The sequence below is a fragment of the Pleomorphomonas koreensis DSM 23070 genome (genome assembly GCF_000425185.1).
Taxonomy (GTDB): Bacteria; Pseudomonadota; Alphaproteobacteria; order Rhizobiales; family Pleomorphomonadaceae; genus Pleomorphomonas; species Pleomorphomonas koreensis.
Genome location: NZ_AULH01000006.1, coordinates 324,931 through 348,540 on the forward strand (window position 1 = coordinate 324,931; position 23,610 = coordinate 348,540).

The following is a 23,610-nucleotide window of genomic DNA, read 5'->3' on the forward strand; positions in this document are numbered from 1 at the left end:
TGCCGTTGGCGCTTATGACCGGTCGCGTCAGGCGTCCGGCAACCTTTCGGCCGGCAGCACGACAGTCGGCGCTGTCTCCTCGCTTCTCAACTCGTTGAGCCATTCGCGCCAGATGGCGACCAGCAGCGCCATCAGCACCGGGCCGATGAACAGGCCGAGGAAACCCATGGTCTTTACGCCGCCGATCAGGCCGAAGAAGGTCGGCAGGAACGGCAGCTTGATCGGTCCGCCGACCAGGCGCGGGCGCAGCGTCTTGTCGACGATGAACAGCTCCACCGTTCCCCAGGCGAACAGCGCGGCGCCCTCGACGGGATGGCCGCTGGCCACCAGATAGATCGAGATCAGCGTGAAGCTGAGCGGCGCGCCGCCGGGAATCAGCGCCATGACGCCGGTCAGCACGCCGAAGATGGCCGGCGACGGCACGCCGGCGATCCAGTAGGCAACGCCAAGCACGATACCCTCGCCGATGGCGATCAGCGTCATGCCGGTGACGGTGGAACTGATGGTGGCCGGCACGATGCGCGAGATGCGGTCCCAGCGGGTCGGCAGGATGCGTTCGCCGATCAGGTCGATCTGGCCGGCGAAGGACCTGCCGTCCTTGTAGACGAAGAACAGCGCGATCATCATGAACAGCAGCGTCAGCAGCAGTTGGAACGCCTCGCCGCCGGCCGTCATCACCGCCCGGTAGATATTGCCGATGTTGGCGCCGGAGACGATCTGGATCAGTTCGCCGATGGCACCCGGCGTACCGACGTGCAGGACCCACTGTTCGGCCAGCCATTCGCCGGCCATCGGCAGCGTGGCGATCCAGGGCGGCACCGGCACGCCGCTGCGGTTGGCGTCCAGCAGCCAGATGAACCAGCCCTTCAGCTCCTCGAAGGCGAAGCTCGCCGCCATCAGCATCGGCACGATCAGGAACAGCAGGATCAGAAGGATGGCGATCGAGGCGCTGAGCTTGGTGTTGCCGTCGCAGAATTCCGCCAGATCGCGGTAGAGCGGCCAGGTGGCGAAGCCGATCACCAGCGCGGCGAGCACCGGCACCAGGAAGCCGCTGAAGAAATAGATGCCGGCGGCGACCACCAGCACCAGGAGCCAGCGCGCGGCGGCGATCAGCGGCACGATCGGCACGCGGCCGGAGGATACGGTACCGAGCCAGCGCGGCTGGCCCTTCGGCGTGGAATTTCGCGGGTCGCTCAAGGACTGCTCTTCTCGTCGGGAGGGCTCGGCACCGATTTATGGGCCATCGACGGAATGCCCGCAACAGCCCGATCGCCGATTCCCTGCCGCCCCGGTCAGATCATCTCCAGCCGACCGCCACGGCGTGGCGGCGGGAACAGCGCGTCGAGCGCGGCGCGCAACTCGCCGGTCATCACCACGCCGAGCGCTCCGGCGTTCTCCTCGACATGCCCGGCGTGGCCCGATTTCGGGATGGCGATGACGCCCTCGCGGTCGAGCAGAAAGGCCAGCGCCAGTTGGGCGACGCTGACGCCGTGATCGGCGGCGAGGCCAGCGAGGCGACGGTCGGCCAGGAGCCGCGACTGCTCCACTGGCGAATAGGCCATCAGCGGCAGGCCGCGCCCCTGCATCCACGGCAGGAGGTCCCATTCGATGCCGCGCCGCGTGAGATTGTAGAGCACCTGGTTGGTCGCCACCTTGTCGCCGTCCGGCAGGCCGACCAGTTCGCGCATCTCGTCGGCGTCGAGGTTGGAGACGCCCCAATGGCGGATCTTGCCGTCCGCCTTCAGCGCCTCGAAAGCCTCGACGGTTTCGGACAGCGGATGCTGGCCGCGCCAGTGCAACAGGTAGAGGTCGAGCCGATCGGTATCGAGCCGCGTCAGCGAGCGCTCGCAGGCAGCGACAGCGCCTTTCCGCGAGGCGTTGTGCGGATAGACCTTGGAGACCAGGAACACCTCGTCGCGCCGGCCGGCGATCGCCTCGCCGACCAGCCGCTCGGAGGCCCCCTCGCCGTACATCTCGGCGGTGTCGATCAGTGTCATGCCGAGGTCGAGGCCCCGGCGCAGCGCGGCGATCTCCTGCGCCCGGCGGCGCGGATCCTCGCCCATCATCCAGGTGCCGAGGCCGAGGGCCGGCACGTCTTCCCCATCGGGCATGCGAACGGTCTTCATCGACACCTCCGTCGTTTTCCGGGGCGAGTATAGCAGGCCACGGCCGCCGCGGCGCGATTGCTGTTCGTTTCGTCGCGACGCTGCGCCGAACCGGTGACGGCGGCGGGGAGAATGCTCTATTGTCGCGTCAAATCCGCGCCGGCTTCCGGCGACGACCACAACTGAAAGGATGATCCATGCGACTTCTCGTCGTCGGCGCCGGTGCCACCGGCGGCTATTTCGGCGGACGGCTGGCCGCCGCCGGCCGCGACGTCACCTTCCTGATCCGTCCCAAGCGGGCGGCCGAGATCGCCAGGAACGGTTTCGTCATCGTCGATCCCAAGGGCGAGACGCGTCTGGAGCCGAAGATCGTCACCGCCGAGGCGCTGAAGGGCACCTACGACCTCATCCTGATGAGCGTGAAAGCCTACTCGCTGGCCGCGGCGATGGAGGACATTGCGCCAGCCGTCGGCCCCGATACGCTGATCCTGCCAGTGCTGAACGGCCTCAAGCATTTCGACGTGCTGTCGGAGCGCTTCGGCGCCGAAAAGGTGATCGGCAGTTTTTGCAAGATCAACGCCAAGCTCGACGACCACGGCCGCATCGTCCAGATGTCGCCGTTGCATGATGTGATCTACGGCGAATACGACGGCAGCCGCAGCCCGCGCATCGAAGCGATCGACGCCTTCTTCAAGGGCGCCGGCTTCGATGCCCGCCTGTCGGACGACATCGGCCGCGAGCTGTGGGAGAAGTGGATCCTGCTGGCCAGCCTCGGCGCCGCCACCTGCCTGATGCGCGGCAGCGTCGGCGACATCGTCGCACGGCCGGGCGGCTCCGCCTTCATCGAGGCGCTGATCGCCGAGGTGACCGCCGTCGCCACCGCCCACGGCAAGGCGCCCGATCCGGGCTATCTCGAAGCGACGCGGCAGCTGCTCACCACGCCGGGCTCGCCGATGACCGCCTCGATGTATCGAGACCTTGACAAGGGCCTGCCGGTGGAGAACGACGAGATCGTCGACGATCTCCTGGCCCGCGCGGCGCGGGTTGGCGTCAAGACGCCATATTTCCACCTCGCGGCGATCCATCTCGGCGTCTACGCGGCGCGGCGACGCACCGACTGACCGGCGTTCAAAGCCTCCCTGAACGTTGCCGCATGCCGGCCGGCAATCGCCCTGCGCGGCCGGCCGGCGGCGGCGCTGTTTCCGCCGGCTTCGGCCGGAAACCGGCCTCTCCCATGGCGACTCAACGGCGGCCCGGCAGGGACAAACCCGGAGCCCCGTCAAATTCGAAACGTTACGCTTCTGCCGGCAGGACAACTGTGGTAAGAGGGTCGCCGAACGCCGCCCGCATCCGCCGGACCGCAGGCGTTCGCCCGGAATTCCGCTCCCCGCCGCAGCGGGAGCCATGCATCGACCAACAGGATGCCGCCATGAAGTATGGTTATTTCGACGACAAGGCCCGCGAGTATGTGATCACGCGGCCGGACACGCCGCTGCCGTGGATCAACTACATCGGCTGTCAGGGCTATTTCGGCATCCTGTCGGCCACCGGCGGCGGCTATTCCTACTATCGCGACGCCCGCCTGCGCCGGCTGACGCGCGGCCGCTACAACAACGTTCCGGCTGATTTCGGCGGCCGCTACGTCTACGTGCGCGACAACGAGAGTGGCGACTACTGGTCGCCGTCGTGGATGCCGACCCAGTCGGACCTCGACGACTACAGCTGCCGCCACGGCATGGGCTATTCGGTCATCTCCGGCAAGCGCGGCGGCATCCGCGCCGCCACGCGCTATTTCGTGCCGCTCGACGAGACGCTGGAGATCTGGCAGACGACGATCACCAACGAGCGGCTGACGCCGGTCGACATCTCCCTGTTCTCGTCGGTGGAATTCTGCCTCTGGGAAGCCAACGACGACGCCACCAACTACCAGCGCAACCTCTCCACCGGCCAGGTCGAGGTCGAGGACGAGGTGATCTACCACAAGACCGAGTATCGCGAACGCCGCAACCACTTCGCCTGGTTCGCCTGCTCGGAGCCGCTCGCCGGCTTCGATACCCAGCGCGAGAGCTTCCTCGGCCCCTGGCGCGGCTGGAACAAGCCTGTTGCCGTCGAGGACGGCAAGTCGCGCAACTCGATCGCCCACGGCTGGTCGCCGATCGGCTCGCACCACGTCCGCCTCACCCTCGCTCCGGGCGAGAGCCGCCAGATCGTCTACGTGCTCGGCTATCACGAGAACCCCAACGAGCAGAAGTTCGATCCGCCGGGTTCGCAGACCATCAACAAGGCGACGGTCAAGCCGGTCATCGCCAAGTATCGCGACATTGACAACGTGGAGGCGGCCTTCGCGGCGCTCGGCAAGCACTGGGACGAGTTGCTCGGCGTCTATCAGGTGGCCTCGCCCGACGAGCACGCCAACCGCATGGTCAACATCTGGAACGCCTACCAGTGCATGGCCACCTTCAACATGTCGCGCTCGGCCTCGTCCTTCGAGACGGGCATCGGCCGCGGCCTCGGCTTCCGCGATTCCAACCAGGATCTTCTGGGCTTCGTGCACATGGTGCCGTCGCGGGCGCGGGAACGCATCCTCGACCTCGCGGCGACGCAGCTGTCGAGCGGCGGCGCCTACCACCAGTACCAGCCGCTGACCAAGAAGGGTAACAACGACATCGGCGGCGACTTCAACGACGATCCGCACTGGCTGATCATCGGCGTTGCCGCCTATCTCAAGGAAACCGGCGACTTCTCGATCCTCGACGAGCCGGTGGTGTTCGACAACCAGCCGGGCAGCGAGGCGCCGCTCTACGAGCATCTGCGCCGCTCGCTCCAGTATGCGCTCGACCGGCTCGGCCCGCATGGCCTGCCGCTGATCGGCCGCGCCGACTGGAACGACTGCCTCAACCTCAACTGCTTCTCCGACACGCCTGGCCAGTCGTTCCAGACCACCACCTCCAAGGACGGCAAGGTGGCGGAATCGGTGTTCATCGGCGCGCTGATGGTGCTGTCGGCGCGCGAGCTGTCGGCGCTGGCCTCTCAGGTCGGCAAGGCCGACGACGCCGCCTTCTATGCCGACGTCGCCAGGAAGATGGACGAGACCGTCCGTACCGCCGGCTGGGACGGCGAGTGGTTCGTGCGCGCCTACGACGACTTCGGCCGCAAGATCGGCTCCAAGGAGAACGAGGAAGGCAAGATCTACATCGAGTCGCAGGGCTTCGCGGCGCTGGCCGGCATCGGCGTCGACGACGGCAAGGCGCGCTCGGCGCTCGACGCGGTCCGGAAGCATCTCGCCACGCCGCACGGCATCGTGCTGCAGCAGCCGGCCTACAGCCGCTACTACATCGAATACGGCGAGATCTCGACCTACCCGCCCGGCTACAAGGAAAACGCCGGCATCTTCTGCCACAACAACCCCTGGGTGATCATCGGCGAAGTGGTGCTCGGCAACGGCGACGCCGCCTTCGACTACTACAGCCGCATCTGCCCGTCGGCGCGCGAGGCGATCTCCGACGTCCATCGCCTTGAGCCCTATGTCTACGCCCAGATGATCGCCGGCCGCGACGCGCCGACCCATGGCGAGGCCAAGAACTCCTGGCTGACCGGCACGGCCGCCTGGAACTACTACGCCATCACCCAGTGGATTCTCGGCATCCGTCCCGAATACACCGGCCTCCGCATCGCGCCGGTGGTGCCGGAGCGCTGGCCCGGCTTCACGGCGCGGCGGGTGTTCCGCGGCGTCGCCTACGACATCACGGTGACGCGGGCCGGCGCCGGCAACACGGTGGCGCTTGTCATCGACGGCAAGGCGATCGACGGCGACCTCGTGCCGCCGCCGGCCAAGGGCGTCGCCGCCGTGAAGGTCGAGGCGGTGATCGGCTGACTACCGCCTGCAAGGAGAGAGCGAAGGGGCGCCCGAGCGGCGCCCTTTTTTTTGACCATACCGGGGCTGGCCTTTGCATCGGAGGCATCGGCCGGACGACGGTTTATCGGGCTAAATCAATCCAATGGCTCGGTTGGAAAAGTTGTCATAAGTTCTTTTGCTTAGTATAATACACGTAGTTGTATTCACGCATATGTCGACAACCGAATCATCCTTTCTTTACGATTATCGAGCCATGGTTGCGTCATCCAAGACCGACGCGTCGAGGTCAGCCCATGAAGCCGCACGTTCAGCCGACATCCGAGGAAGTCACCTTCCTTCCCAACGAAATCATCGTCTCCAAGACCGATCTCAAGGGCCGGATCACCTACGCCAATTCCATCTTCTCGCGGATTTGCGGCTACAGTCGTGCCGAACTCATGAATGCGCCGCATTCGATCATCCGCCATCCGGACATGCCGCGCTGCGTCTTCAAGCTGTTGTGGGACCAGCTCGGCGAGGAGCGCGAGATTTTCGCCTACGTCAAGAACATGTCCCGCAACGGCGCCTTCTACTGGGTGTTCGCCCACGTGACTCCGTCCTTCGACAACGATGGCAAGGTGGTCGGCTACCATTCCAGCCGGCGCGTCGCCGATCGGCGCGTCCTCGGCGAGGTGATCGAGCCGCTCTACCGGGATCTGCGGAAGATCGAAACCTCGCAGGCGACCGCCAAGGACGGACTCGCCGCCTCCTTCACGCAGCTCATGAACATCGTGAAATCGAAGGCCGCCAGCTATGACGAACTCATCTTCTCGCTTTGAGGCGTGGGCGCCGGGCGCGGTCATCCTGCTGCTGCTCGCCGGCGCGGCCGGCGCGGTGCTGGCCGAACTGCCGACCGTAGCGCTGGCGCTGATCGCCGCCGGCGCCGTCGGCGCGGCTGTGGCCATGGCGCTGAGCCTGCGCCTCTTCGCGGCCATCGGACGGTCGATCAGGGTGGCATGCGCCCTCGGCCGGGGCGATTTCGAGGCCCGCAATCTCGTCTTCGATCAGCGGGGCCAGGCCGGCGAACTCAGCGAGGCCATCAACGACATGGCCGACCACATCGACGCCTTCGTCCGCGAGGCCAGCGCCTCCATGGAAGCCGTGCGCCTCAACCGCTACTACCGGCGCATCCTGCCCGACGGCATGGAAGGCGCCCTCTTGCGCGCCTCGACCACCATCAACGAAGCCACCGACGTGATCGAGGATCGCATCGCCGCCTTCGAGGCATCGACCGACGAGTTCGGCGCCACCATCAATTCGATCGTCCAGAGCCTCGTCAACGCCTCGCATGACATGGGCGGCGCGGCGACTCGCCTCGGCGAGGGCGCAAACTCCACCGACCGGCGGGCCAGCGACGCCGCCTCGACATCGAGCATGGCCTCCAGCGACGTCCAGCGCGTCGCTCAGGCGGCGACGCTGCTCACCAGCTCAGCCCGCGATATCGGCCGGGAGATCGAGCGGTCAGCGTCGATCGCCAAGGACGCCGTGGCGCGCGCCGAGGAAACGCAGCGCATCGTCGCCGGCCTGTCGGATGCCGCCGAGAAGATCGGCACGGTCATCGGCCTGATCGAGCAGGTGGCCGGCCAGACCAATCTCCTCGCCCTCAATGCCACCATCGAGGCGGCCCGCGCCGGCGAGATGGGCAAGGGCTTCGCCGTGGTGGCGCAGGAGGTGAAGCAGCTCGCCTCGCAGACCGCCGCCGCCACCGGCGAGATCACCCGGCACATTTCCGAGGTGCAGGCGGCCACCCGCGCGGCGGTCGGCAGCATCGTCGGCATCGGCGGCACCATCGCCGAGATCGACGCCATCACCGCCGAAATGCGCGGCTCCATCGAAGCGCAGATCGCCGCCACCACCGAGATCGCCGATGGTGTCGGCAACGCCTCGGAAGGGACGCGGCAGGTGTCCGACCGGATCTCCGGCATCACCGGCATCGCCCGCGAGACGTCGGAGCTGGCGCAGGGCCTGTTCTCCACCTCGGGCGCGCTGTCGGCCGAGGGCGACCGGCTGGCGGTCACCGTCCGCGACTTCCTGATCCGCCTGCGACGCGGCCCGCTCGATCGCCGCCAGTCGGCGCAGCGCGTGCCGGGCGGCCATGCCGTCACCCTCACCTCGGCCAAGGGCACCGCCAAGGCGACCTGCGTCGACATCTCGCTGACCGGCGGCCGCTTCAGCGGTTCGTTGCCGCCGGTTGCCGTCGGCGACGATCTGCGCATCACCTCCGGCGAGAAGGACTCCGACATGCCGGCCGTGGTGCGCTGGGTGCAGGGTGACAGCCTCGGCGTCGAGTTCAAGCTCGCCGAGATGAGCCACGTCGCTTCCGAACGGCTGCGCAAGCTGGTGAACCAGGGCAAGGCCAGAGCCGCCGCCTGAGCGGCCAACCTCTTTCCCAACGCCGACGGCGCCGGTTCTCACCGGCGCCGTTTTTGTTTCGGGGCGGCGTCAGGCCCGTTCGAGACGGAGATGGGCGATTTCGCCGAAGCGGCCGACCTCGGCCAGCTTCAGCGTCTTCGGCCCCTTCGCCTCGGGATAGAGCGGGACGCCGCCGCCGAGCAGCACCGGCACGATGAACTGGTCGAGACGGTCGAGGGCGTCGCGGTCGATGAACGCCTGTTGCAGCCGGCCACCGCCGACGATCCAGACGTCAGGCTTGACGTCAGTGCGGAGATGGTCGATCAGCGCGTCGACGCCAGCCGTCCAGGTGTCGGCATCGGCGGGCAGACCGGCGATCGGCCGGGAGGCGACGACGATCAGGCGCTTGCCGGCATAGGGCCAGTGGTCCATGGCCTTGCGGCAGACCTCGTAGGTGATGCGACCCATCACCAGCGTGCCGATCTCGGCATAGAACGCGTCGTAGCCGGCGTCCTCGGCCGGATAGGGATCGAGGAAGGAAAAGCTGTGATCGGCCGTGGCGATGTAGCCGTCGAGCGTCGAGGCGATATATCCGCGGATCATGGAGCACCTCCGATTGGCACGCCGACAGTAGGGCCTGCCCTGCCCGATGGCGTCAGCAGCCACTCAACGGCGGTCGCCGATGAAATCGCGATGCCGTTGCAGGCGTTTTTCGAGGGCGCGCACGGCCAGCGACAGCGACACGGTCATCAGCAGGTAGACGTAAGCCACGACGTTGTAAGTCTCGAAGAACAGGAAGGTTCCCGACGAATAGACCTTGCCGAGCTGCGTCACGTCCTGCACGCCGAGCACCGAGACCAGCGACGAATCCTTGATCATCGCCACGAAGTCGTTGCCGAGCGGCGGCAGCACGGTGCGGAAAGCCTGCGGCAGGATGATCAGGCGGAACACCTTGAAGCGGCTGAGGCCGAGCGCCTTGGCCGCCTCGATCTGGCCGCGGTCGACCGATTGCAGGCCGGCGCGGAAGATTTCCGACAGGAAGGCCGAGTAGGAGATGACCAGCGCCACCACCGCCCGCCACAGGAGGTCGAAGTCGCGGATGCTGGCCGGCTCGAGGAGGCCGATCGCCTGCAGCGGCGCGGTGACGACGTTCCACAGCACCACCAGAGCCGGCGCGGCGACGAAGGCCATGTAGAACAGCAGCACCAGCACCGGCACGCCGCGGACGATCTCGACGTAGAAGGTGGCGACCTCGCGCAGCACCCGGTGCCGCGACAGGCTGGCCGAGGCGATGCCGAGGCCGATCAGGCAGGCGAGCACATAGGCGATGACCGTCACGAAGACCGTCACCCAGATGCCGCTCGCCACGGCGCGAAAGATGATGCGGTAGCTCTCGCTCGAACCGATGACCAGGCCGAAGGCGATCGCCATCAGAATCGCCGCGAACAGCCACCAGGGCAGCTCGCGGCGACGGGTTTCGGTCGGTGTCAAGGCCGGCTCAGTTCTGGCTCTTGTAGTCGTAGAGCCACTTCTTGTTGAGCGCGTCGATGGTGCCGTCGGCCTTCATGGAGGCGATGGCGGCGTTGACGGCGGCGGTGAGGTCGGAACCCTTCTTCAGGATGAAGCCGAACTCCTCGCGGCCGAGCGGACCACCGACCACCTTGAAGGCGCCGGGCTGGGCGCCGATGTAGCCGTCGGCCGAGGTGCGATCCATCAGCACGGTATCGACGTCGCCGGCCTTCAGCGCCTGCACCGAAGCGCCGAAGGTGTCGAACAGCTTGACGCGCGGGTTCTTCTCGTCGCCGTCGAGCACGCTGTAGACCGCGACGTAGAAGTTGGTGGTGCCGGCCTGGGCGCCGACCAGACCGTCCTTGAGGGCGGCGAAGCTCGGACCGTCGGTGAAGCGGCTCTCGTCGGCGCGCACCAGCATGAACTGCTCGGAGACCATGTAGGGATCGGAGAAGTCGACCTGCTGCTTGCGCTCGTCGTTGATGGTGATGCCGTCCATGCCGACGTCGAACTGGCCGTCGCGCACCGCCTGGATCATGGCGTCCCAGGAGGTCAGCTTCCACTCCACCTTGGCGTTGAGGCGCTTGGCGATCTCGTTGAAGGCGTCATACTCCCAGCCGATGCCCTCGCCGGACTTGGGGTCGGCGAAGTTGAGCGGCACATAGGCGTTCTCGGTCACCGCTATGATGGTGCGGCCCTGAAGGTCGGGAAGGTCGGCGGCGCCGGCCGCCGGCCCGAAAGCGGACACCAAAATCGCGGCGGCAGCAGCCGCCTTCGCAAAAGCCTGCATGAAAGGATCCTCCGTCGCTGAGGTAGCCGGAACGAGATCCCTCCGTCGCCGGCGCGTGACGGCCACTATTGGCCTGTTCGCGCAAGGCTGGCAAGGGCTTATTGGCTGGCTGGAGGGCGGAAAGGCGGCATCCGGAAAGGCGGCGGAACGGTCAGTCGCGCGTCACCGGCAGCCCTTCCCTCCGCCAGCCGCTGATGCCGCCACCCATGTGGGCTTCCACGGGATGGCCGGCCGACTTCAGCCAGGTGAAAGCCTGTCCCGAACGGCCGCCGGACAGGCAGTAGAGGACGACCGGCTTGCCCTCGGGCAGGTCACCGACCCGCGCCGACAGCTCCGAGAGCGGCAGGTGGATGGCGCCGGGAATGTGACCATCGGACCATTCGTGCGCCTCGCGCACGTCGACGAGGTGGATGGCCTTGCTGTCGAGAAGCGCCTTGACCTCCTGCGGCGGCAGGGTCTTGACGGTGTTGCGGCTGAAGAAAGGCATGACGGCTGCTCCGGTCAACGTCTGCGTATATTTATATACGTATAATCTAAACTACCATCTGTCAATCATCCGGCTTCGGTCTCCCGCCCGGCATGGCAATGGCGGCCGCGCGGCGGCGTTCGCCCGCCGTCGCCGGTCAGGCAGGGTACGGGCCATTCCGGCACCCTTGCTTCAACTGTCCTTGCTCGCCTCGGGGCCGCAATACAGGTCGTAGAGCAGGCCGATCAGCCGGCGGGCGTTGTCGGAGGCGAGGCGATAATAGATGGTCTGCGCCTCGCGCCGGGTGGCGACGATGCCGAGGTCGCGCAGGCGGGCGAGATGCTGCGACAGCGCCGACTGGCCGAGGCCGACGGATTCGGCCAGCGCTCCCACCGACATCTCGTTGTCGACGAGCCGGCAGAGCACCATCAGCCGCTTGGTCTGGCCAAGCGCCGACAGCAGACGTGCCGCCTCCTCGGCTCGCGACTCCATCACCTCGACGGGGCTGGGAAAGGCGGAGCAAAGGGTGGGTTCAACCGGCGCGGACATGGCCACGGATCCTCTCCTGCATTAGGAAGATCATAATATACAAATGTACTCAACTTGACAATTCCGACTTTTGCGGTGCCCTTTCCGGCGACCGGCCGTCAGTCGAAACGTCGACGATCGACAGGCCGCCGTTTCGATCCGACCAACTCTGAACAGGTAAGGATGAAAGCGACACAGCGGCTTAGCGAAATATTATCAAAGAGGCGCATATTCTAGAGTCCGGGGTCTGGGATCGAGGATGACGGAAGCGGTTGCCATGAAACGTATGAAAACGTTGTGGAAAACAAGCCCCGTCGAGATGGCGGCACCACGCCGACCTCGCGGGCTGTCGCTGCAGGCGATCGTCGTTGCCATCTTCGGCCTGATGCTCGTCGTGCTCCAGCTGGCCATTGGCGTCACGGAGACGGTCCGGCAGCTCGACGGCATCAAGTCGGACGCCGTGTACCGGGCAACCGCCGGCCTCGACCTGCTCGCCGCCATTCCGACCGAGAACCGGAACGACAGGGATGCCAAGGCCGTGCTGGGCATCATCCGGTCGCTTTCCGACATCTACACGCGCAACCATCCGGGCGAGTCGATCAGCGTCGAGACCGTGACGGCCGCCGGCGATCAGCCACCCGGCGACACCGTCGTCTGGGGCGACAACGACCTGCGTATCCTCCGCGCCTTCGCCATCGACGACGGCGCCGCCAGCGTCACCGGCTTCTTCGAGGCGCGCATCGACCTCGCCGCCGATTATGCCCGCTGGTACAATGATATCCGCGACCGTGCCCAGCTCGCCGCCTTCATCGTGCTGTCGGTGCTGATGCTGGCCGTGCTGCTGATGCGCGTCACCGTGGTCAGCCCGCTCGAACGGCTGAGCGGCCTCACCCGCCGTCTTGCGTCCGGCGAGCTTGTCGAGGTGCCCGAGCCGGCCGATCGCGCCCGCGAGATCTGCGATCTCTCCGAGGCGCTGGTGGTATTCCGCAACAACCTCGTCCAGAAGGACGCGCTGTAGGCGGCCAACGTCATCGCCCTGCGCAAGCTCGAACGGGCGACCGGCAACCTCGACACCGCCCTCCGCTCGATGACCCAGGGCCTCGGCCTGTTCGACGCCCAGTACCGCCTGCTGCTCGTCAACGAGCGCTTTCTCGAAATCTTCGACCTGTCGGAAGAGGCCTTTTCCAAGCGTCTGTCGGCGCAGGAGCTTGACGACATCATCGGCGACCGGATCGCCACGACCTTGGGTACCGCTGGCCGCGCCGCCAGCGGCGAGCTGTTCGGCCGCCATGTCGGCCGCCTGTTCACGCAGGCCGAGCCGGTCTCCGGCGAGGAGACCTTCGGCGACCGCGTGGTGGCCTTCACCCATGTGGTGACCGGAGCGGGTGGCTGGGTCACGACCGTCGAGGACGTCACCGAGCGGCGGGCGCAGGAGGCGCGACTCGCCTATCTCTCGCGCTTCGACGCCCTCACCGGCCTGCCCAACCGCACCCAGTTCAACGACCGCATCGCCCTCGACCTCGCGTGGGTCGCCGACAACGGTATCAAGCTGGCCGCCGTCGGTCTCGACCTCAACAAGTTCAAGGAGATCAACGATCAGCGCGGCCATGCGGCGGGCGACGCCGTGCTGGTGGCCATCGGCCGCCGGCTGGAAGGCGCGACGCAGGATGGCGAGTTCGTCGGCCGCGTCGGCGGCGACGAGTATTGCGCGCTGAAGAAGTTCCGCACCCAGACCGAACTCGCCGAGTTCCTCGCGCGCATCGAGCGCTGCTTCCGCGATCCGATCCGCGTCGAGGAGAACGACATTTCCGTCGCCGTTTCGATCGGTGTCGCCATCTACCCCGACGACGCGACCGACGCCGAGCAACTGGTCAACAATGCCGACCTCGCCAAGTATCGCGCCAAGCGATCGGTGACGCAGAACGTCTGCTTCTACGAGGCGACCATGGACGAGGCCTCCCGCGAGCGGCGGGCCATGGCGCGCGACCTCTGGGACGCGCTCGACCGCAACGAGTTCCACCTCACCTACCAGGTGCAGAAGAACATCCGCTCGCGCGACACCATCGGCTACGAAGCGCTGATCCGCTGGACGCATCCGACGCGCGGCGCCGTGCCGCCGGATGCCTTCATCCCGATCGCCGAGGAATGCGGCGCCATCCTGCCGATCGGCCGCTGGGTGCTGAAGCGCGCCTGCGCCGACGCCGCCGCCTGGGCCGACAGCCTGCGCGTCGCCGTCAACCTGTCGCCGGTGCAGATCGCCAACGATGACATCGTCAAGCTGGTGCACGAGACGCTGCTGGAAACTGGCCTCTCACCGCAGCGGCTGGAACTGGAGATCACCGAATCCACCATCATCGGCGACAAGGCGCACGCGCTGCACGTGCTCCGGCAGCTGAAGGCGCTGGGCATCACCGTGGCGCTCGACGACTTCGGTACCGGCTATTCCTCTCTCGATACGCTGAACTCCTTCCCCTTCGACAAGATCAAGATCGATCGCTCCTTCCTGATGGAGGCCGAGGCGAAGGACGACTCGCGGGCCATCGTCAAGGCGGTGGTGGCGCTCGGCCGCAGCCTCGACGTGCCGGTGCTGGCCGAAGGCGTCGAGACGGTCGGCCAGCTCAACATCCTTGAGGAAGAGGGCTGTGAGGAGGCGCAGGGCTTCCTGTTCGGCCGCCCTGCCCGGCTGATCGAGGGCGAGATCGCCACTCCCAAGGCGGCCGGCGGGAATTGATCCCAATTCGTCAGGATGTCCGAGGCATCGGCTCATTGAGAGCTTTGTCGATGTCTCATTTCCGTCAAGCGGCATGAGAAACCGGCAGGCAGACTACCGGGAGGCATCCTCAATGCTTCCCGGTATGCATCGGTCAACCTTGCGACGGTCGTCGCGCGGCTGCGTCCCGCACTTTGCATTGGACGCCGCCGGCCGGCTCGACTATTCGGGAGCCGCGTTGAAACCATTCTCGAAGGACTGCCATGGTCGTCGGACTCGCGGTGGTGCTGTTCTGCCAGCTCGTCGGTGAAATCTTCGCCTACCTGACGCATCTGCCGTTGCCGGCGCCGGTGGTGGGTCTGGTGCTGCTGTTCGCCTTCTTCCTCGTCCGCGACCGCTGGCAATGGCTGCCCTTCTCGCTCAGGAGCGAGGAGATCGACAAGTCCTGCGAGACGCTGGTGCAGCAGATGGCGCTGCTGTTCGTGCCGGCCGGCGTCGGCATCGTGCAGCGCCTCGGCATACTCGAGGCCAACGTGCTCGGCGTCGTCGCCATCGTCGTGGTGACCACCGCCTTCTCGATCGTCGTCACCGCCTTCACCTTCCGCCTCGTCTCGCGCTGGTTCCCCGCTCCGGCGGAGGGCGCCGAATGACCGCCGCCGACAATGGCCTCTGGTCGCACCTCTCCGGCGGCGCGCTGTTCTGGCTGACGCTGACGCTGGTCGTCTACACGGTGGCCGACCGGCTGTCGCTGCTGGTCCGGCGCAACCCGCTGGCCAATCCGGTGTTGCATTCGGTGTGGGTGATCGGCGTGATCCTGGTGCTGTCCGGCACGCCCTACGAGACCTATTTCAACGGCGCCTACTTCATCCATTTCCTGCTGGGGCCGGCCACCGTCGCCCTCGCCCTGCCGCTCTATGAGAACCGGCGCATCGTGCTGCGCTCGCTGGTGCCGATCGTCGCGGCGCTGGTGGTCGGTTCGTGCGCCACCATCGGTTCGGTGCTGGTCTGCGGCATGGTGTTCGACCTGCCGGCGATGATCACCATATCGGCGCTGCCGAAGTCGGCGACGTCGGGCGTCGCCATGGGCATCTCGCAGTCGGTGGGGGGCGACGCGTCGCTGACGGCGATCATCGTCGTCGCCACCGGCATCGCCGGCGCGGTGATGGCGACGCCGCTGCTCAATCTCCTGCGCATCGAGGACCGGCGGGCGCGCGGCTTCGCGGTCGGCCTTGCCGCCCACGGCGTCGGCACGGCGCGCGCCTTCCAGGTGCATCCGCTCACCGGCACCTTCGCCGGCGTCGCCATGAGCCTCAACGGCCTGCTGACGGCCGTACTGGTGCCGCTCGCCGTGACGCTGATCGGCGGCTGAAGCGGGACCTCAACAGAGAGAGACCGGGGCAGCCGCCACGCCGCCGGTCCGTTCGGACGATTGCCGTCCGACCGGCGCCGTCCGTTCGAGATAGCGGCGGCATTGCTGCTCGCGATCGTAGCCGAGCAGCGCGCCGAGCATGAAATCCTCCTCGGGCGTCAGTTCGCAGAGCGGCTTGTCGACGAAGCGCCGCACCGTCTCCACCAGCGCCGCCCGGCCGAAGAACAGGTTGACGCGGCTGTCGTTCAGCCGGTGGACGTAATGGTCCACCCGGTCGGCGGAAAGCCGGGCGACAACGCCCGGCAAATCCGCCCAGGAGACGGTGAGCATGAACAGCTGCCGCACGCCCTTGTCCAGCTCGTAGAGCGAGTGGTTGACGATGCGGCCGCTGACGGAGATCAGAGAATCTGGCTGGTCCATGCCGCGATCCGCTTCTCGGACTTGCCGGACTGGTTGTCCTGGTCGAGCACCAGGCCGACGAACTGGCCGTCGCGCACCCCTGCCGAGATCTCGAATTCGTAGCCCTTGGTGTCGGTGAAGCCGACCACCTCGGCGCCCTTCTCCACCACCGCGTCGTAGAGCACGCCGATGGCGTCGACGAAGCTGTCGGGATAGGTGGTCTGGTCGCCGAGGCCGAACAGCGCCACCTTCTTGCCGGAGAGGTCGGCGTCCTTGAGCACGTCGATGCCGCTCTCCCAGTCGGCCTGAAGATCGCCCTCGCCGTAGGTGGGCGAGCCGAGCACCAGGAGGTCGCAGCCCTCGAAGTCGTCCGCCGTGGCGTCGGCGACGTTGATGACCTTGGCGTCGAGCTTGGCGGCGATCTTGCCGGCAATCGCCTTGGTGCGGCCTGAGTCCGATCCGTAGATCACGTGAACGGTCATTTCCCTTTGTCCTCTCTGCTGCAACGAGCCGTCTGGCTTCGATCTGGCCGGAGACTAATTGCTGTTGCGATGCACTTGCAATTAGGGCTACCCCGCAGACGGAATTGTCAAGCCGGACCAAGGACCCGGCGGCGTGCAGCTGCTTATCCTCGTCGCATCCCCGGTCCGGAGCCAGCGATGCCTTGGTCGCATGTGCCTTTCACGCCCGCCGCCGCGCCGGCACGTGCCGCGTCGCCCGGGCGGGCACGTCGAGGTCGGCGGCGATGGCCGGCTCGACCGGCAGCGGCGCGTTGGCCGGCGGCGGCGGCCGGTCGAGCGGATCCAGCAGGGTGCCGCCCTTGTCGGTGGCGCGCACCGCCTCGCCGGGCGGGGTCAGCGCCGTGGCCGCGTCGTCGGCGGCGAGATGGCCGAGCAGGTGCGTCAGGTTGTCGATGCGGTCGGCGATCAGGTGGACGACACCGCTCTCCGACTGCATGCGGCCGCTGACCGACACCATGCGCGCCCCGAGCACCACGGCACGGTGCGCCTCGAACACCTTCGGCCAGACGATGATGTTGGCGATGCCGCTCTCGTCCTCCAGCGTCAGGAAGATGGTGCCCTTGGCGGTGCCCGGCCGCTGGCGGACGACGATCAGCCCGGCCACCGCCACGCGGCGGCCGTCGGCGGAGCGGTTGAGGTCATCGCAGGGGACGACGCGCAGCCGGTCGAGATGGCGGCGCAGGAAGCTGACCGGATGCGCCCGGAGCGACAGGCGCAGGTGGCGGTAGTCCATCACCACCTCCTCGCCCGGCGGCATCGGCGGCAGGCGCATCTCCGGCTCGATGGCGCGGCTTGCCTCCTCGGCGGCCAGGAACAGCGGCAGGTCGTCCTTGTCGCCGGCCCGGCCGAGGCCGCGCACCGCCCACAGGGCGTCGCGGCGGGTCAGGCCGAGGGACGCGAAGGCGTCGGCGTCGGCGAGCCGTTCCAGCGTCGCCGGCGGCAGGCCGGTCCGGAGCCAGACGTCGCGGACTGAGTCATAGCCCCTCCCCCGCTGCCCGGCGATCCGCCGGCCATCCTCCTCCTTGAGGCCGTTCACCTCGCGGAAGCCGAGGCGGACGGCGTGCGTCGTGCGGATCTGCCCGTCCATCGACCGGTGGCGCGGATGCGGCTTCGGCTCGGGCGCGCCGGCTTCCAGCGTGGCGTCCCAGTCGGAGAGGTTGATGTCGGGCGGCCGCACGGTGACGCCGTGGTCGCGGGCGTCGCGGACGATCTGGGCCGGCGCGTAGAAGCCGAGCGGCTGGGCGTTGAGCAGCGACGCCGCGAAGACGTCCGGGTAGAAGCATTTGATATAGGCCGAGGCGTAGACCAGGATGGCGAAGCTCGCCGCGTGGCTCTCGGGGAAGCCGTAGTCGCCGAAGCCCTCGATCTGGCGAAAGCAGTTCTCGGCGAAGGTGCGGTCGTAGCCGCGCTTCACCATGCCCTCCACCATCTTGTCGCGGAAGTTGCCGATGGTGCCCATGCGGCGGAAGGTGGCCATCGCCCGCCGGAGCCGGTCGGCCTCGCCGGGCGTGAAGCCGGCGGCGACGATGGCGATGCGCATCGCCTGCTCCTGAAACAGCGGCACGCCCAGCGTCTTGCCGAGCACCTGCGCCAGTTCGTTCTTCGGCCCGAATTGCGGCAACGGCGAGGGAAAGCTCACGTCCTCGATGCCCTGCCGCCGCCGGAGATAGGGGTGCACCATGTTGCCCTGGATGGGGCCGGGCCGGACGATGGCCACCTCGATGACCAGGTCGTAGAAATCCTTCGGCCTCAGGCGCGGCAGCATGCTCATCTGCGCCCGGCTCTCGATCTGGAACACGCCGAGCGTGTCGGCGCGCTGGATCATGGCGTAGACGGCCCTCTCCTCGGCCGGAATGCCGGCGATGGTCAGCCGCTCGCCGTAATGCTTTTCGAGAAGGCCGAAGCTTCTCGCCAGCGCCGTCAGCATGCCCAGGGCCAGCACGTCGACCTTCAGCATGCCGAGCGCATCGAGGTCGTCCTTGTCCCACTCGACGAAGGTGCGCCCCTCCATGGCGGCGTTGCCGATCGGCACCGACTCGTCGAGCCGGCCGGCCGTCAGCACGAAGCCGCCGACGTGCTGGCTCAGGTGGCGCGGAAAGCCGGCCAGCTCGCGGGCGTATTTCAGCACCATGGCGAGCCGCTTCTCCGTCGGGTCGAGGCCGGTGCGGCGGGCGTCGTCGTCCTTCAGCCCCCTCGGCGAGCCCCAGACCGAGCCCGACAGTGCCGTCACCGCGTCCTCGGTGAGGCCGAACACCTTGCCGACCTCGCGCACGGCGCTGCGGCCGCGATAGGTGATCACCGTGGCGGCGATGCCGGCCCGCTCGCGGCCATAGCGCTGGTAGATGTACTGGATGACCTCCTCGCGCCGCCCGTGCTCGAAATCGACGTCGATGTCCGGCGGCTCGCCGCGCTCGACCGAGATGAAGCGCTCGAACAACAGGTCGCCGCGCACCGGATCGACATCGGTGACCCCGAGGCAATAGCAGACCACGGAATTGGCGGCCGAGCCGCGCCCCTGGCAGAGAATGCCCTGCGACCGGGCGAAGCGGACGATGTCGTAGACGGTGAGGAAATAGGGCTCGTATTTGAGCTGGGCGATGATGGCAAGCTCATGGGCGAGGGTCTTGCGGATATCGTCGGACGCGCCTTGCGGAAAGCGCCGCTTCACCCCCTCCTCGACCAGCGCCGCCAGCGCCTCGGCCGCCGTGGCGTAGCCCTCGAAGGATTCGCGCGGATATTCGTAGCGGAGCTGGTCGAGCGAGAAATCGAGCCCGCTGAGGAAACGCACCGTCTCGCCCACCGCCCGCGGCAGGTCGGCGAACAGCCGCGCCATCTCGTCGGGGCTCTTGAGGTGGCGCTCGGCGTTGGGGGCGAGGCGGAAGCCGGCCGTATCGATGCTGACGTGCTCGCGGATACAGGTGACGATGTCCTGCAACGGCCGCCGTTCGGGGGTGTGGTAGAGCGGATCGCCGAGGGCGATCGACCTGACACCGGCCGCCTTGGCCAGCGCCGCGAGGCTGGAGAGCCGCCGGCGGTCGTCGCCGAACCGCGGCATGGTGGCGCCGAGCCAGAGCTGCCCCGGCAGGTCGGCGGCGAGCCGCTTCACGCTGTCGCCGAAAGCGGGCGTCAGGCGGCGCGGCGGCAGGGCGATCAGTCGCAGGCCGGCCGAGAACTCCAGAAGGTCGGCGGCCGTCAGGATGCAGTCGCCCTTCCCGGCCCGCCGATTGCCGGTGGTCAGCAGCCGGCAGAGCCGGCCATAGGCGGCGCGGTCCTCGGGATAGGCGAGGAGATCGGGCGTGCCGTCGGCAAGGATCAGGCGGGCGCCGACGGCGAGCCGCACGCCGTATTCCTTGGCCGCCACGTGGGCGCGCACCACGCCGGCCAGCGTGTTGCGGTCGGCGATGCCGATGCCGGCGTGGCCGAGCGCCTTGGCGGCCGCCACCATCTCCAGGGGATGCGAGGCGCCGCGCAGGAAGGAATAGTTGGTGACGGCGGCCAGCTCGGCATAGGCGGTCATGATCGTCCCCGAAGTCGGGTTCGGTGTCCCATTTCACTCATCTCCCCGTCCCCTCCCCCACGAGGTGGAGGGGACGATGGGATCGGCCGACCCATTTTCGACGCCGGTCCGGTCTTCCAGCCATGGGTAGCCCCAAGCTGCGTCCCCTCCCCCTTCTCGGGGGAGGGAACAGGGAGAGGGGTGCAGGTTCTCACGCGAACAGCCCGTGCACGAACCAGCGCGGATGCGCCGCCTCGACGCCGTAGAGACCCTCCCGGAACATCCAGAAGCGGCGTCCCTCGGCATCCTCGACGCGGAAATAATCGCGCGTCGGCGCCTCCTGCCGCCACCATTCGCCGGCGATTCGCTCCGGTCCTTCGGTGCGTCGCACCTCGTGCGTGACGCGCCGCCAGCGGAAGCGCAGCGGCGGTCCGTCCGGCACCGAGGCCAGCGCCTCCACCGGTTCCGGCCGGCCGAACAGCCGGATCGGCCGTTCCGGCGGCTCGCCGGGTCGCGCCTCCGGGGCCGGAAAGCCACCGTCCACCGTCGCATGGGCCGGCACGGCGCGGCTCGCCCGTTCGGGAATGTGGCTTTCCATCGCCTGAAGACGCATCACCCGGCCGCGGCCGATACGGGCGCCCACCCGGTCGACGAAATGCGCCAGTTCCAGCGCCGCGTCGGGCCCGGCCAGTGACAGCGCCTCGGCGTCGCGGCGGCTCGCCTCGGTGACGGCGACGGCGATGCAGTCGAAACCGTAGCCGGCGTCGAAATCCTCGGCCAGCGCGTCGAGCCGGCGGCAGAGGATATCCTGCATCACCGCCGCCTCGCGGCTCGGCCGGCTGAGCCCCGCCTCGACGTGAGAGACTGCGCCGTCGACCCGCCAGAGATCAAGCCGCAGGCGCAGCGCCCCCTCGCCGGCCGCCTCCAGCCGCTCGGCCAGCGCATTGATCAGCGACAGGGCGACGGCGCGCACGTCCTCCTGGCGGACGATCGGTTCGAAGAAGCAGCGCTCGGCGCGATAGGGGGCAACCGGCAGGCGCGGCGAGAAGGCTTCGTCGGCAAGACCGAGCGCCCGGTCGAGCTGGAGGAGCGGCGTAGTGCCGAAGCGGGCGGCGAGCGGCGCGCGCGGGCCGTCCACGAGGTCGCCGATGTGCTTCAGGCCGACGCGGCCGAGCGCATCGGCGGTGGCGGCGTCGAGCCTCAGCGCCGCCACCGGCAGGCCGCCGAGCGCCTGCCGTTCCTCGCCGGGCCGCAGGCAGCCGCCGCGCCCGAAGGCGGCGAGCGCATGGGCGGCGCCGAGGGTCGAGGCGATGCCGATGGTCACCGTGATGCCCTGCCGTTCGAGCCGTCGCGCCATGTCGGCGGCGAGTGCCTCCTCGCCGCCGAACAGGTGAGCGCAGCCGGCGATGTCGAGGATCAGCGTGAAGTCTTCCGGGTAGGGAAAGTCCGGGTCGATCGACGACGTGCCGATGCCAAGGCCGGACAGCGGCGTGAAGCGCTGCGCCCAGTCGCAAAGCCGGCCGAGGAAGGCGGCGTCGGCCGCGGGATCGGCGGGGCGGACGTCGAGGCCCGGCACGCGGGCCCGCGCGTCGGCGAGGCCGAGTCCCGGCTGCAGGCCGAGCCGCGCCGCCGCGCCGTCGACATGGGCGAGGCGCAGGGCGCTGCGATGCCTGGCCGTCAGCACCAGCGGCGGCCGCGCCGGGGTCTCAGCGGCCGGATGCGGGGAAGGCGAGGACGGCGCCAGCCGGTCGAGCCGGCAGAGGCGGTCGGTCGCCAGATGCGGCAGCCAGGCGACCAGATAGCGGGACCGCCAGGGGGCTTTCCGCTTCCGGGAGGATGTCCGGGGCTCGCGCGGGGGCTCGGAAGGATTGCTCATCGATACGCCACTCCATCATCCATGTGCCGGTGCTGCCCAGGCGGTTGCGCGTCAGCTCGGCCGCGAAGACCGGGTTGCCGGGATACCGGCCGCCGTCGCTCGGCGCCGCCGCGACGCGCCAGCGGGTGACGGCGCTGGTCGGGCCGGGCGCGCCGCTGGTCCTGAGCAGGATGCCGGTGGTGCGACCACCGTCGGCGATCAGCGACAAGCGGCGGCAGGCGGTGAGATCGAGACGGCGATCGTCGCCGAACGGCTCGATCAGCACCGCCGCGAAGGCGCGGGCGGCGAGCCCTTCCTCGGCGGCGCGCAGCACGTTTGCAGTGTCGCCGGCCGCCACAGCGACGAGACGGTTGGGATCGAGGCCGAAGGCGGCAAGGCCGGGGCCGTAGGGCTCTCCCGCCTCGCGACCGGCCATCTCGGCGCGCACCCACAGCCAGAGAGCGCCCTGCCCGGCCGCCGACAGCAGCCGGCCGGCAAGCGCCAGCGCGAAGCCGGTGGCCGCGGCCATGTCGGGGGCGCCGGCCGGCGTCACGTCGTGCAGCACGCCGCGCCGGAGACCGCCGGTCGCCGCGTCGACGGCCGGATGGCCGAAGGGGGGCGCCTCCGGTTCCGTCCAGACATGACCGGCCCGCCTGTCGCGGAAAGCGATGGAGGGGGCGGATGGACGGACCGGCGCCGGCGCGATGTCGCGCACCGGTAGGCCGTCGACCTCCTCCGTCACGATGGGCGCTACGACGTCTGCCGCGACAGACGCGGATGCCCGGCCTTCGCCACGGCCGCGCGCCCGTTCCAGCCGGGCGACTTCCCGTCGAAGCAAAGCAATCCTGTCCGTCGACTCGGGCGCGAGCACGGTTCAAACCCCATTTTCCGGAGCAATGTTCTCTTTATGTTCCAATATAGAAGGGCCCCGCGGAGAGTCAAGGACGGCGGGCGTGACAGAGGCGGCGGGCGTGTCGGTCCATGGGGAATGGCCGACAAATAGACCTTCATTCACCCGTCGGCCACGACAGACGGCCACATCACAGCCGTTGATTTAACCAAGGATTCCACAAAGACGGACGATGGAAATCGCCCCAACGAACTTCAGCGGATGGAGGTCACGCTTGCACTTGTCGGCCTGCGGCCCAGATTGGTGAAGAAGCGGAGCAGATAGCCATCCGGGTCCACCAACACGAATTGTCGATTGCCGGCTTCTTCATCCTTTTGACGATACCAACGCTCTTCCATCGGAATGAGGATGATTGCGCCTGCTTCCACTGCCTTGGATCGTGTCCCAGGGCGTGGTGTAGCAGGGTAGCGGTGGTCACCAGTGTTTTCCGGTAGGGTCGGGTTGTTCAAGACCAACCTGAAGGACACCACCGATGACCGACGACATGATGAACCTGCGCTCACTCGTTGAGAAGAGCGCCGACGCCGATTTGCTGCGCGAGATGATCGGCTTTGCTGCCGAGAAGTTGATGATGCTGGAGGTCGGCACGAAGACCGGCGCGGGCTATGGCGAGAAGAATGGCTTCCGACTAGCCCAGCGCAACGGCTATCGCGACCGGGACTGGGAGACACGTGCTGGCACAGTCGAGCTTCGTATCCCGAAGCT

General features: G+C 67.9%; 22 protein-coding genes. 9 read left to right on the top strand and 13 right to left on the bottom strand.

Annotated features, from left to right (window positions below; all coding sequences use genetic code 11):
* Positions 1–27: 27 nt before the first annotated feature.
* The gene (locus tag H512_RS0105055) at positions 28–1,197 is read right to left on the bottom strand and encodes an AI-2E family transporter (RefSeq protein ID WP_026782549.1); all 1,170 of its coding nucleotides are present in this window, start codon (positions 1,195–1,197) and stop codon (positions 28–30) included.
* A 95-nt stretch (positions 1,198–1,292) separates the two neighbouring features.
* The gene (locus tag H512_RS0105060; protein ID WP_026782550.1) at positions 1,293–2,126 is read right to left on the bottom strand and encodes an aldo/keto reductase; all 834 of its coding nucleotides are present in this window, start codon (positions 2,124–2,126) and stop codon (positions 1,293–1,295) included.
* A gap of 176 nt (positions 2,127–2,302) precedes the next feature.
* Here H512_RS0105060 and panE point away from each other — a divergent pair, with 176 nt between their 5' ends.
* From panE to H512_RS22560, 4 genes are all read left to right on the top strand, one after another.
* Positions 2,303–3,226, top strand: a complete 924-nt coding sequence (gene panE, locus H512_RS0105065) for a 2-dehydropantoate 2-reductase (RefSeq protein ID WP_026782551.1) — start codon at positions 2,303–2,305, stop codon at positions 3,224–3,226.
* Between the two features lie 308 nt (positions 3,227–3,534).
* Entirely contained in the window at positions 3,535–5,979 is a 2,445-nt protein-coding gene (locus tag H512_RS0105070; protein WP_026782552.1) for a glycoside hydrolase family 94 protein, read from the top strand.
* A 275-nt stretch (positions 5,980–6,254) separates the two neighbouring features.
* A complete protein-coding gene (locus tag H512_RS0105075; RefSeq protein WP_026782553.1) occupies positions 6,255–6,779 on the top strand; it encodes a PAS domain-containing protein in 525 nt (174 codons plus the stop codon).
* Positions 6,754–8,373, top strand: coding sequence for a methyl-accepting chemotaxis protein (locus H512_RS22560; protein WP_053239563.1), 1,620 nt, complete (start codon positions 6,754–6,756; stop codon positions 8,371–8,373). Before H512_RS0105075 ends, H512_RS22560 begins: the two co-directional genes overlap by 26 nt.
* A 69-nt stretch (positions 8,374–8,442) precedes the next feature.
* On the opposite strand, the gene H512_RS22565 is transcribed toward H512_RS22560, so the two are convergent.
* The 5 genes from H512_RS22565 to H512_RS0105105 form a co-directional block, all read right to left on the bottom strand.
* Positions 8,443–8,955 (bottom strand): dihydrofolate reductase family protein, encoded by a 513-nt coding sequence (locus H512_RS22565; RefSeq protein ID WP_053239564.1) that lies wholly within the window; start codon positions 8,953–8,955, stop codon positions 8,443–8,445.
* Positions 8,956–9,018: 63 nt separating this feature from the next.
* On the bottom strand, positions 9,019–9,843 hold the full coding sequence (locus H512_RS0105090) for an amino acid ABC transporter permease (RefSeq protein WP_026782554.1): 825 nt from the start codon (positions 9,841–9,843) through the stop codon (positions 9,019–9,021).
* A gap of 7 nt (positions 9,844–9,850) precedes the next feature.
* The gene (locus tag H512_RS0105095) at positions 9,851–10,651 is read right to left on the bottom strand and encodes a transporter substrate-binding domain-containing protein (RefSeq protein ID WP_026782555.1); all 801 of its coding nucleotides are present in this window, start codon (positions 10,649–10,651) and stop codon (positions 9,851–9,853) included.
* Positions 10,652–10,802: 151 nt separating this feature from the next.
* Positions 10,803–11,138, bottom strand: coding sequence for a rhodanese-like domain-containing protein (locus H512_RS0105100; RefSeq protein WP_026782556.1), 336 nt, complete (start codon positions 11,136–11,138; stop codon positions 10,803–10,805).
* Between the two features lie 171 nt (positions 11,139–11,309).
* Positions 11,310–11,666, bottom strand: coding sequence for an ArsR/SmtB family transcription factor (locus tag H512_RS0105105; protein ID WP_053239580.1), 357 nt, complete (start codon positions 11,664–11,666; stop codon positions 11,310–11,312).
* A gap of 256 nt (positions 11,667–11,922) precedes the next feature.
* Here H512_RS0105105 and H512_RS25605 point away from each other — a divergent pair, with 256 nt between their 5' ends.
* The 4 genes from H512_RS25605 (at position 11,923) to H512_RS0105125 (ending at position 15,724) form a co-directional block, all read left to right on the top strand.
* The gene (locus H512_RS25605) at positions 11,923–12,663 is read left to right on the top strand and encodes a HAMP domain-containing protein (protein ID WP_169507127.1); all 741 of its coding nucleotides are present in this window, start codon (positions 11,923–11,925) and stop codon (positions 12,661–12,663) included.
* Between the two features lie 69 nt (positions 12,664–12,732).
* Positions 12,733–14,376, top strand: coding sequence for a putative bifunctional diguanylate cyclase/phosphodiesterase (locus H512_RS22570; protein WP_053239565.1), 1,644 nt, complete (start codon positions 12,733–12,735; stop codon positions 14,374–14,376).
* Between the two features lie 242 nt (positions 14,377–14,618).
* On the top strand, positions 14,619–15,005 hold the full coding sequence (locus tag H512_RS0105120; RefSeq protein ID WP_026782559.1) for a CidA/LrgA family protein: 387 nt from the start codon (positions 14,619–14,621) through the stop codon (positions 15,003–15,005).
* Complete coding sequence (locus H512_RS0105125; RefSeq protein WP_026782560.1) at positions 15,002–15,724, top strand: LrgB family protein; 723 nt, start codon at positions 15,002–15,004, stop codon at positions 15,722–15,724. Before H512_RS0105120 ends, H512_RS0105125 begins: the two co-directional genes overlap by 4 nt.
* Before the next feature lie 9 nt (positions 15,725–15,733).
* On the opposite strand, the gene H512_RS22575 is transcribed toward H512_RS0105125, so the two are convergent.
* From H512_RS22575 to H512_RS26855, 6 genes are all read right to left on the bottom strand, one after another.
* A complete protein-coding gene (locus H512_RS22575; protein ID WP_053239566.1) occupies positions 15,734–16,144 on the bottom strand; it encodes a DUF2023 family protein in 411 nt (136 codons plus the stop codon).
* Positions 16,123–16,605 carry a flavodoxin FldA gene (gene fldA, locus H512_RS0105135; RefSeq protein ID WP_026782561.1) on the bottom strand — a complete coding sequence of 161 codons (483 nt, stop codon included), beginning with the start codon at positions 16,603–16,605 and terminating at the stop codon, positions 16,123–16,125. The genes H512_RS22575 and fldA overlap by 22 nt, the downstream gene beginning before the upstream one ends.
* 199 nt (positions 16,606–16,804) lie before the next feature.
* The gene (locus tag H512_RS22580) at positions 16,805–20,161 is read right to left on the bottom strand and encodes an error-prone DNA polymerase (RefSeq protein WP_053239567.1); all 3,357 of its coding nucleotides are present in this window, start codon (positions 20,159–20,161) and stop codon (positions 16,805–16,807) included.
* Between the two features lie 190 nt (positions 20,162–20,351).
* A complete protein-coding gene (locus tag H512_RS0105145) occupies positions 20,352–21,824 on the bottom strand; it encodes a Y-family DNA polymerase (protein WP_026782562.1) in 1,473 nt (490 codons plus the stop codon).
* A gap of 22 nt (positions 21,825–21,846) precedes the next feature.
* Entirely contained in the window at positions 21,847–22,737 is an 891-nt protein-coding gene (locus H512_RS22585; RefSeq protein ID WP_053239568.1) for an ImuA family protein, read from the bottom strand.
* Positions 22,738–23,099: 362 nt separating this feature from the next.
* On the bottom strand, positions 23,100–23,273 hold the full coding sequence (locus H512_RS26855; protein ID WP_156899359.1) for a VOC family protein: 174 nt from the start codon (positions 23,271–23,273) through the stop codon (positions 23,100–23,102).
* A 104-nt stretch (positions 23,274–23,377) separates the two neighbouring features.
* Between H512_RS26855 and H512_RS0105155 the strand changes: the two genes are divergently transcribed.
* A partial coding sequence (locus H512_RS0105155; protein WP_026782563.1) for a transposase occupies positions 23,378–23,610 on the top strand: 233 nt, incomplete at its 3' end.

Coding starts and splice junctions, on each gene's coding strand:
- H512_RS22575 (WP_053239566.1), bottom strand. CDS start 16,144: ATGGACCAGCCAGATTCTCTGATCTCCGTCAGCGGCCGCATCGTCAAC.
- H512_RS0105060 (WP_026782550.1), bottom strand. CDS start 2,126: ATGAAGACCGTTCGCATGCCCGATGGGGAAGACGTGCCGGCCCTCGGC.
- H512_RS22580 (WP_053239567.1), bottom strand. CDS start 20,161: ATGACCGCCTATGCCGAGCTGGCCGCCGTCACCAACTATTCCTTCCTG.
- H512_RS0105125 (WP_026782560.1), top strand. CDS start 15,002: ATGACCGCCGCCGACAATGGCCTCTGGTCGCACCTCTCCGGCGGCGCG.
- H512_RS0105095 (WP_026782555.1), bottom strand. CDS start 10,651: ATGCAGGCTTTTGCGAAGGCGGCTGCTGCCGCCGCGATTTTGGTGTCC.
- panE (WP_026782551.1), top strand. CDS start 2,303: ATGCGACTTCTCGTCGTCGGCGCCGGTGCCACCGGCGGCTATTTCGGC.
- H512_RS22565 (WP_053239564.1), bottom strand. CDS start 8,955: ATGATCCGCGGATATATCGCCTCGACGCTCGACGGCTACATCGCCACG.
- fldA (WP_026782561.1), bottom strand. CDS start 16,605: ATGACCGTTCACGTGATCTACGGATCGGACTCAGGCCGCACCAAGGCG.
- H512_RS22570 (WP_053239565.1), top strand. CDS start 12,733: ATGACCCAGGGCCTCGGCCTGTTCGACGCCCAGTACCGCCTGCTGCTC.
- H512_RS0105075 (WP_026782553.1), top strand. CDS start 6,255: ATGAAGCCGCACGTTCAGCCGACATCCGAGGAAGTCACCTTCCTTCCC.
- H512_RS25605 (WP_169507127.1), top strand. CDS start 11,923: ATGAAACGTATGAAAACGTTGTGGAAAACAAGCCCCGTCGAGATGGCG.
- H512_RS0105100 (WP_026782556.1), bottom strand. CDS start 11,138: ATGCCTTTCTTCAGCCGCAACACCGTCAAGACCCTGCCGCCGCAGGAG.
- H512_RS0105105 (WP_053239580.1), bottom strand. CDS start 11,666: ATGTCCGCGCCGGTTGAACCCACCCTTTGCTCCGCCTTTCCCAGCCCC.
- H512_RS22560 (WP_053239563.1), top strand. CDS start 6,754: ATGACGAACTCATCTTCTCGCTTTGAGGCGTGGGCGCCGGGCGCGGTC.
- H512_RS0105070 (WP_026782552.1), top strand. CDS start 3,535: ATGAAGTATGGTTATTTCGACGACAAGGCCCGCGAGTATGTGATCACG.
- H512_RS0105120 (WP_026782559.1), top strand. CDS start 14,619: ATGGTCGTCGGACTCGCGGTGGTGCTGTTCTGCCAGCTCGTCGGTGAA.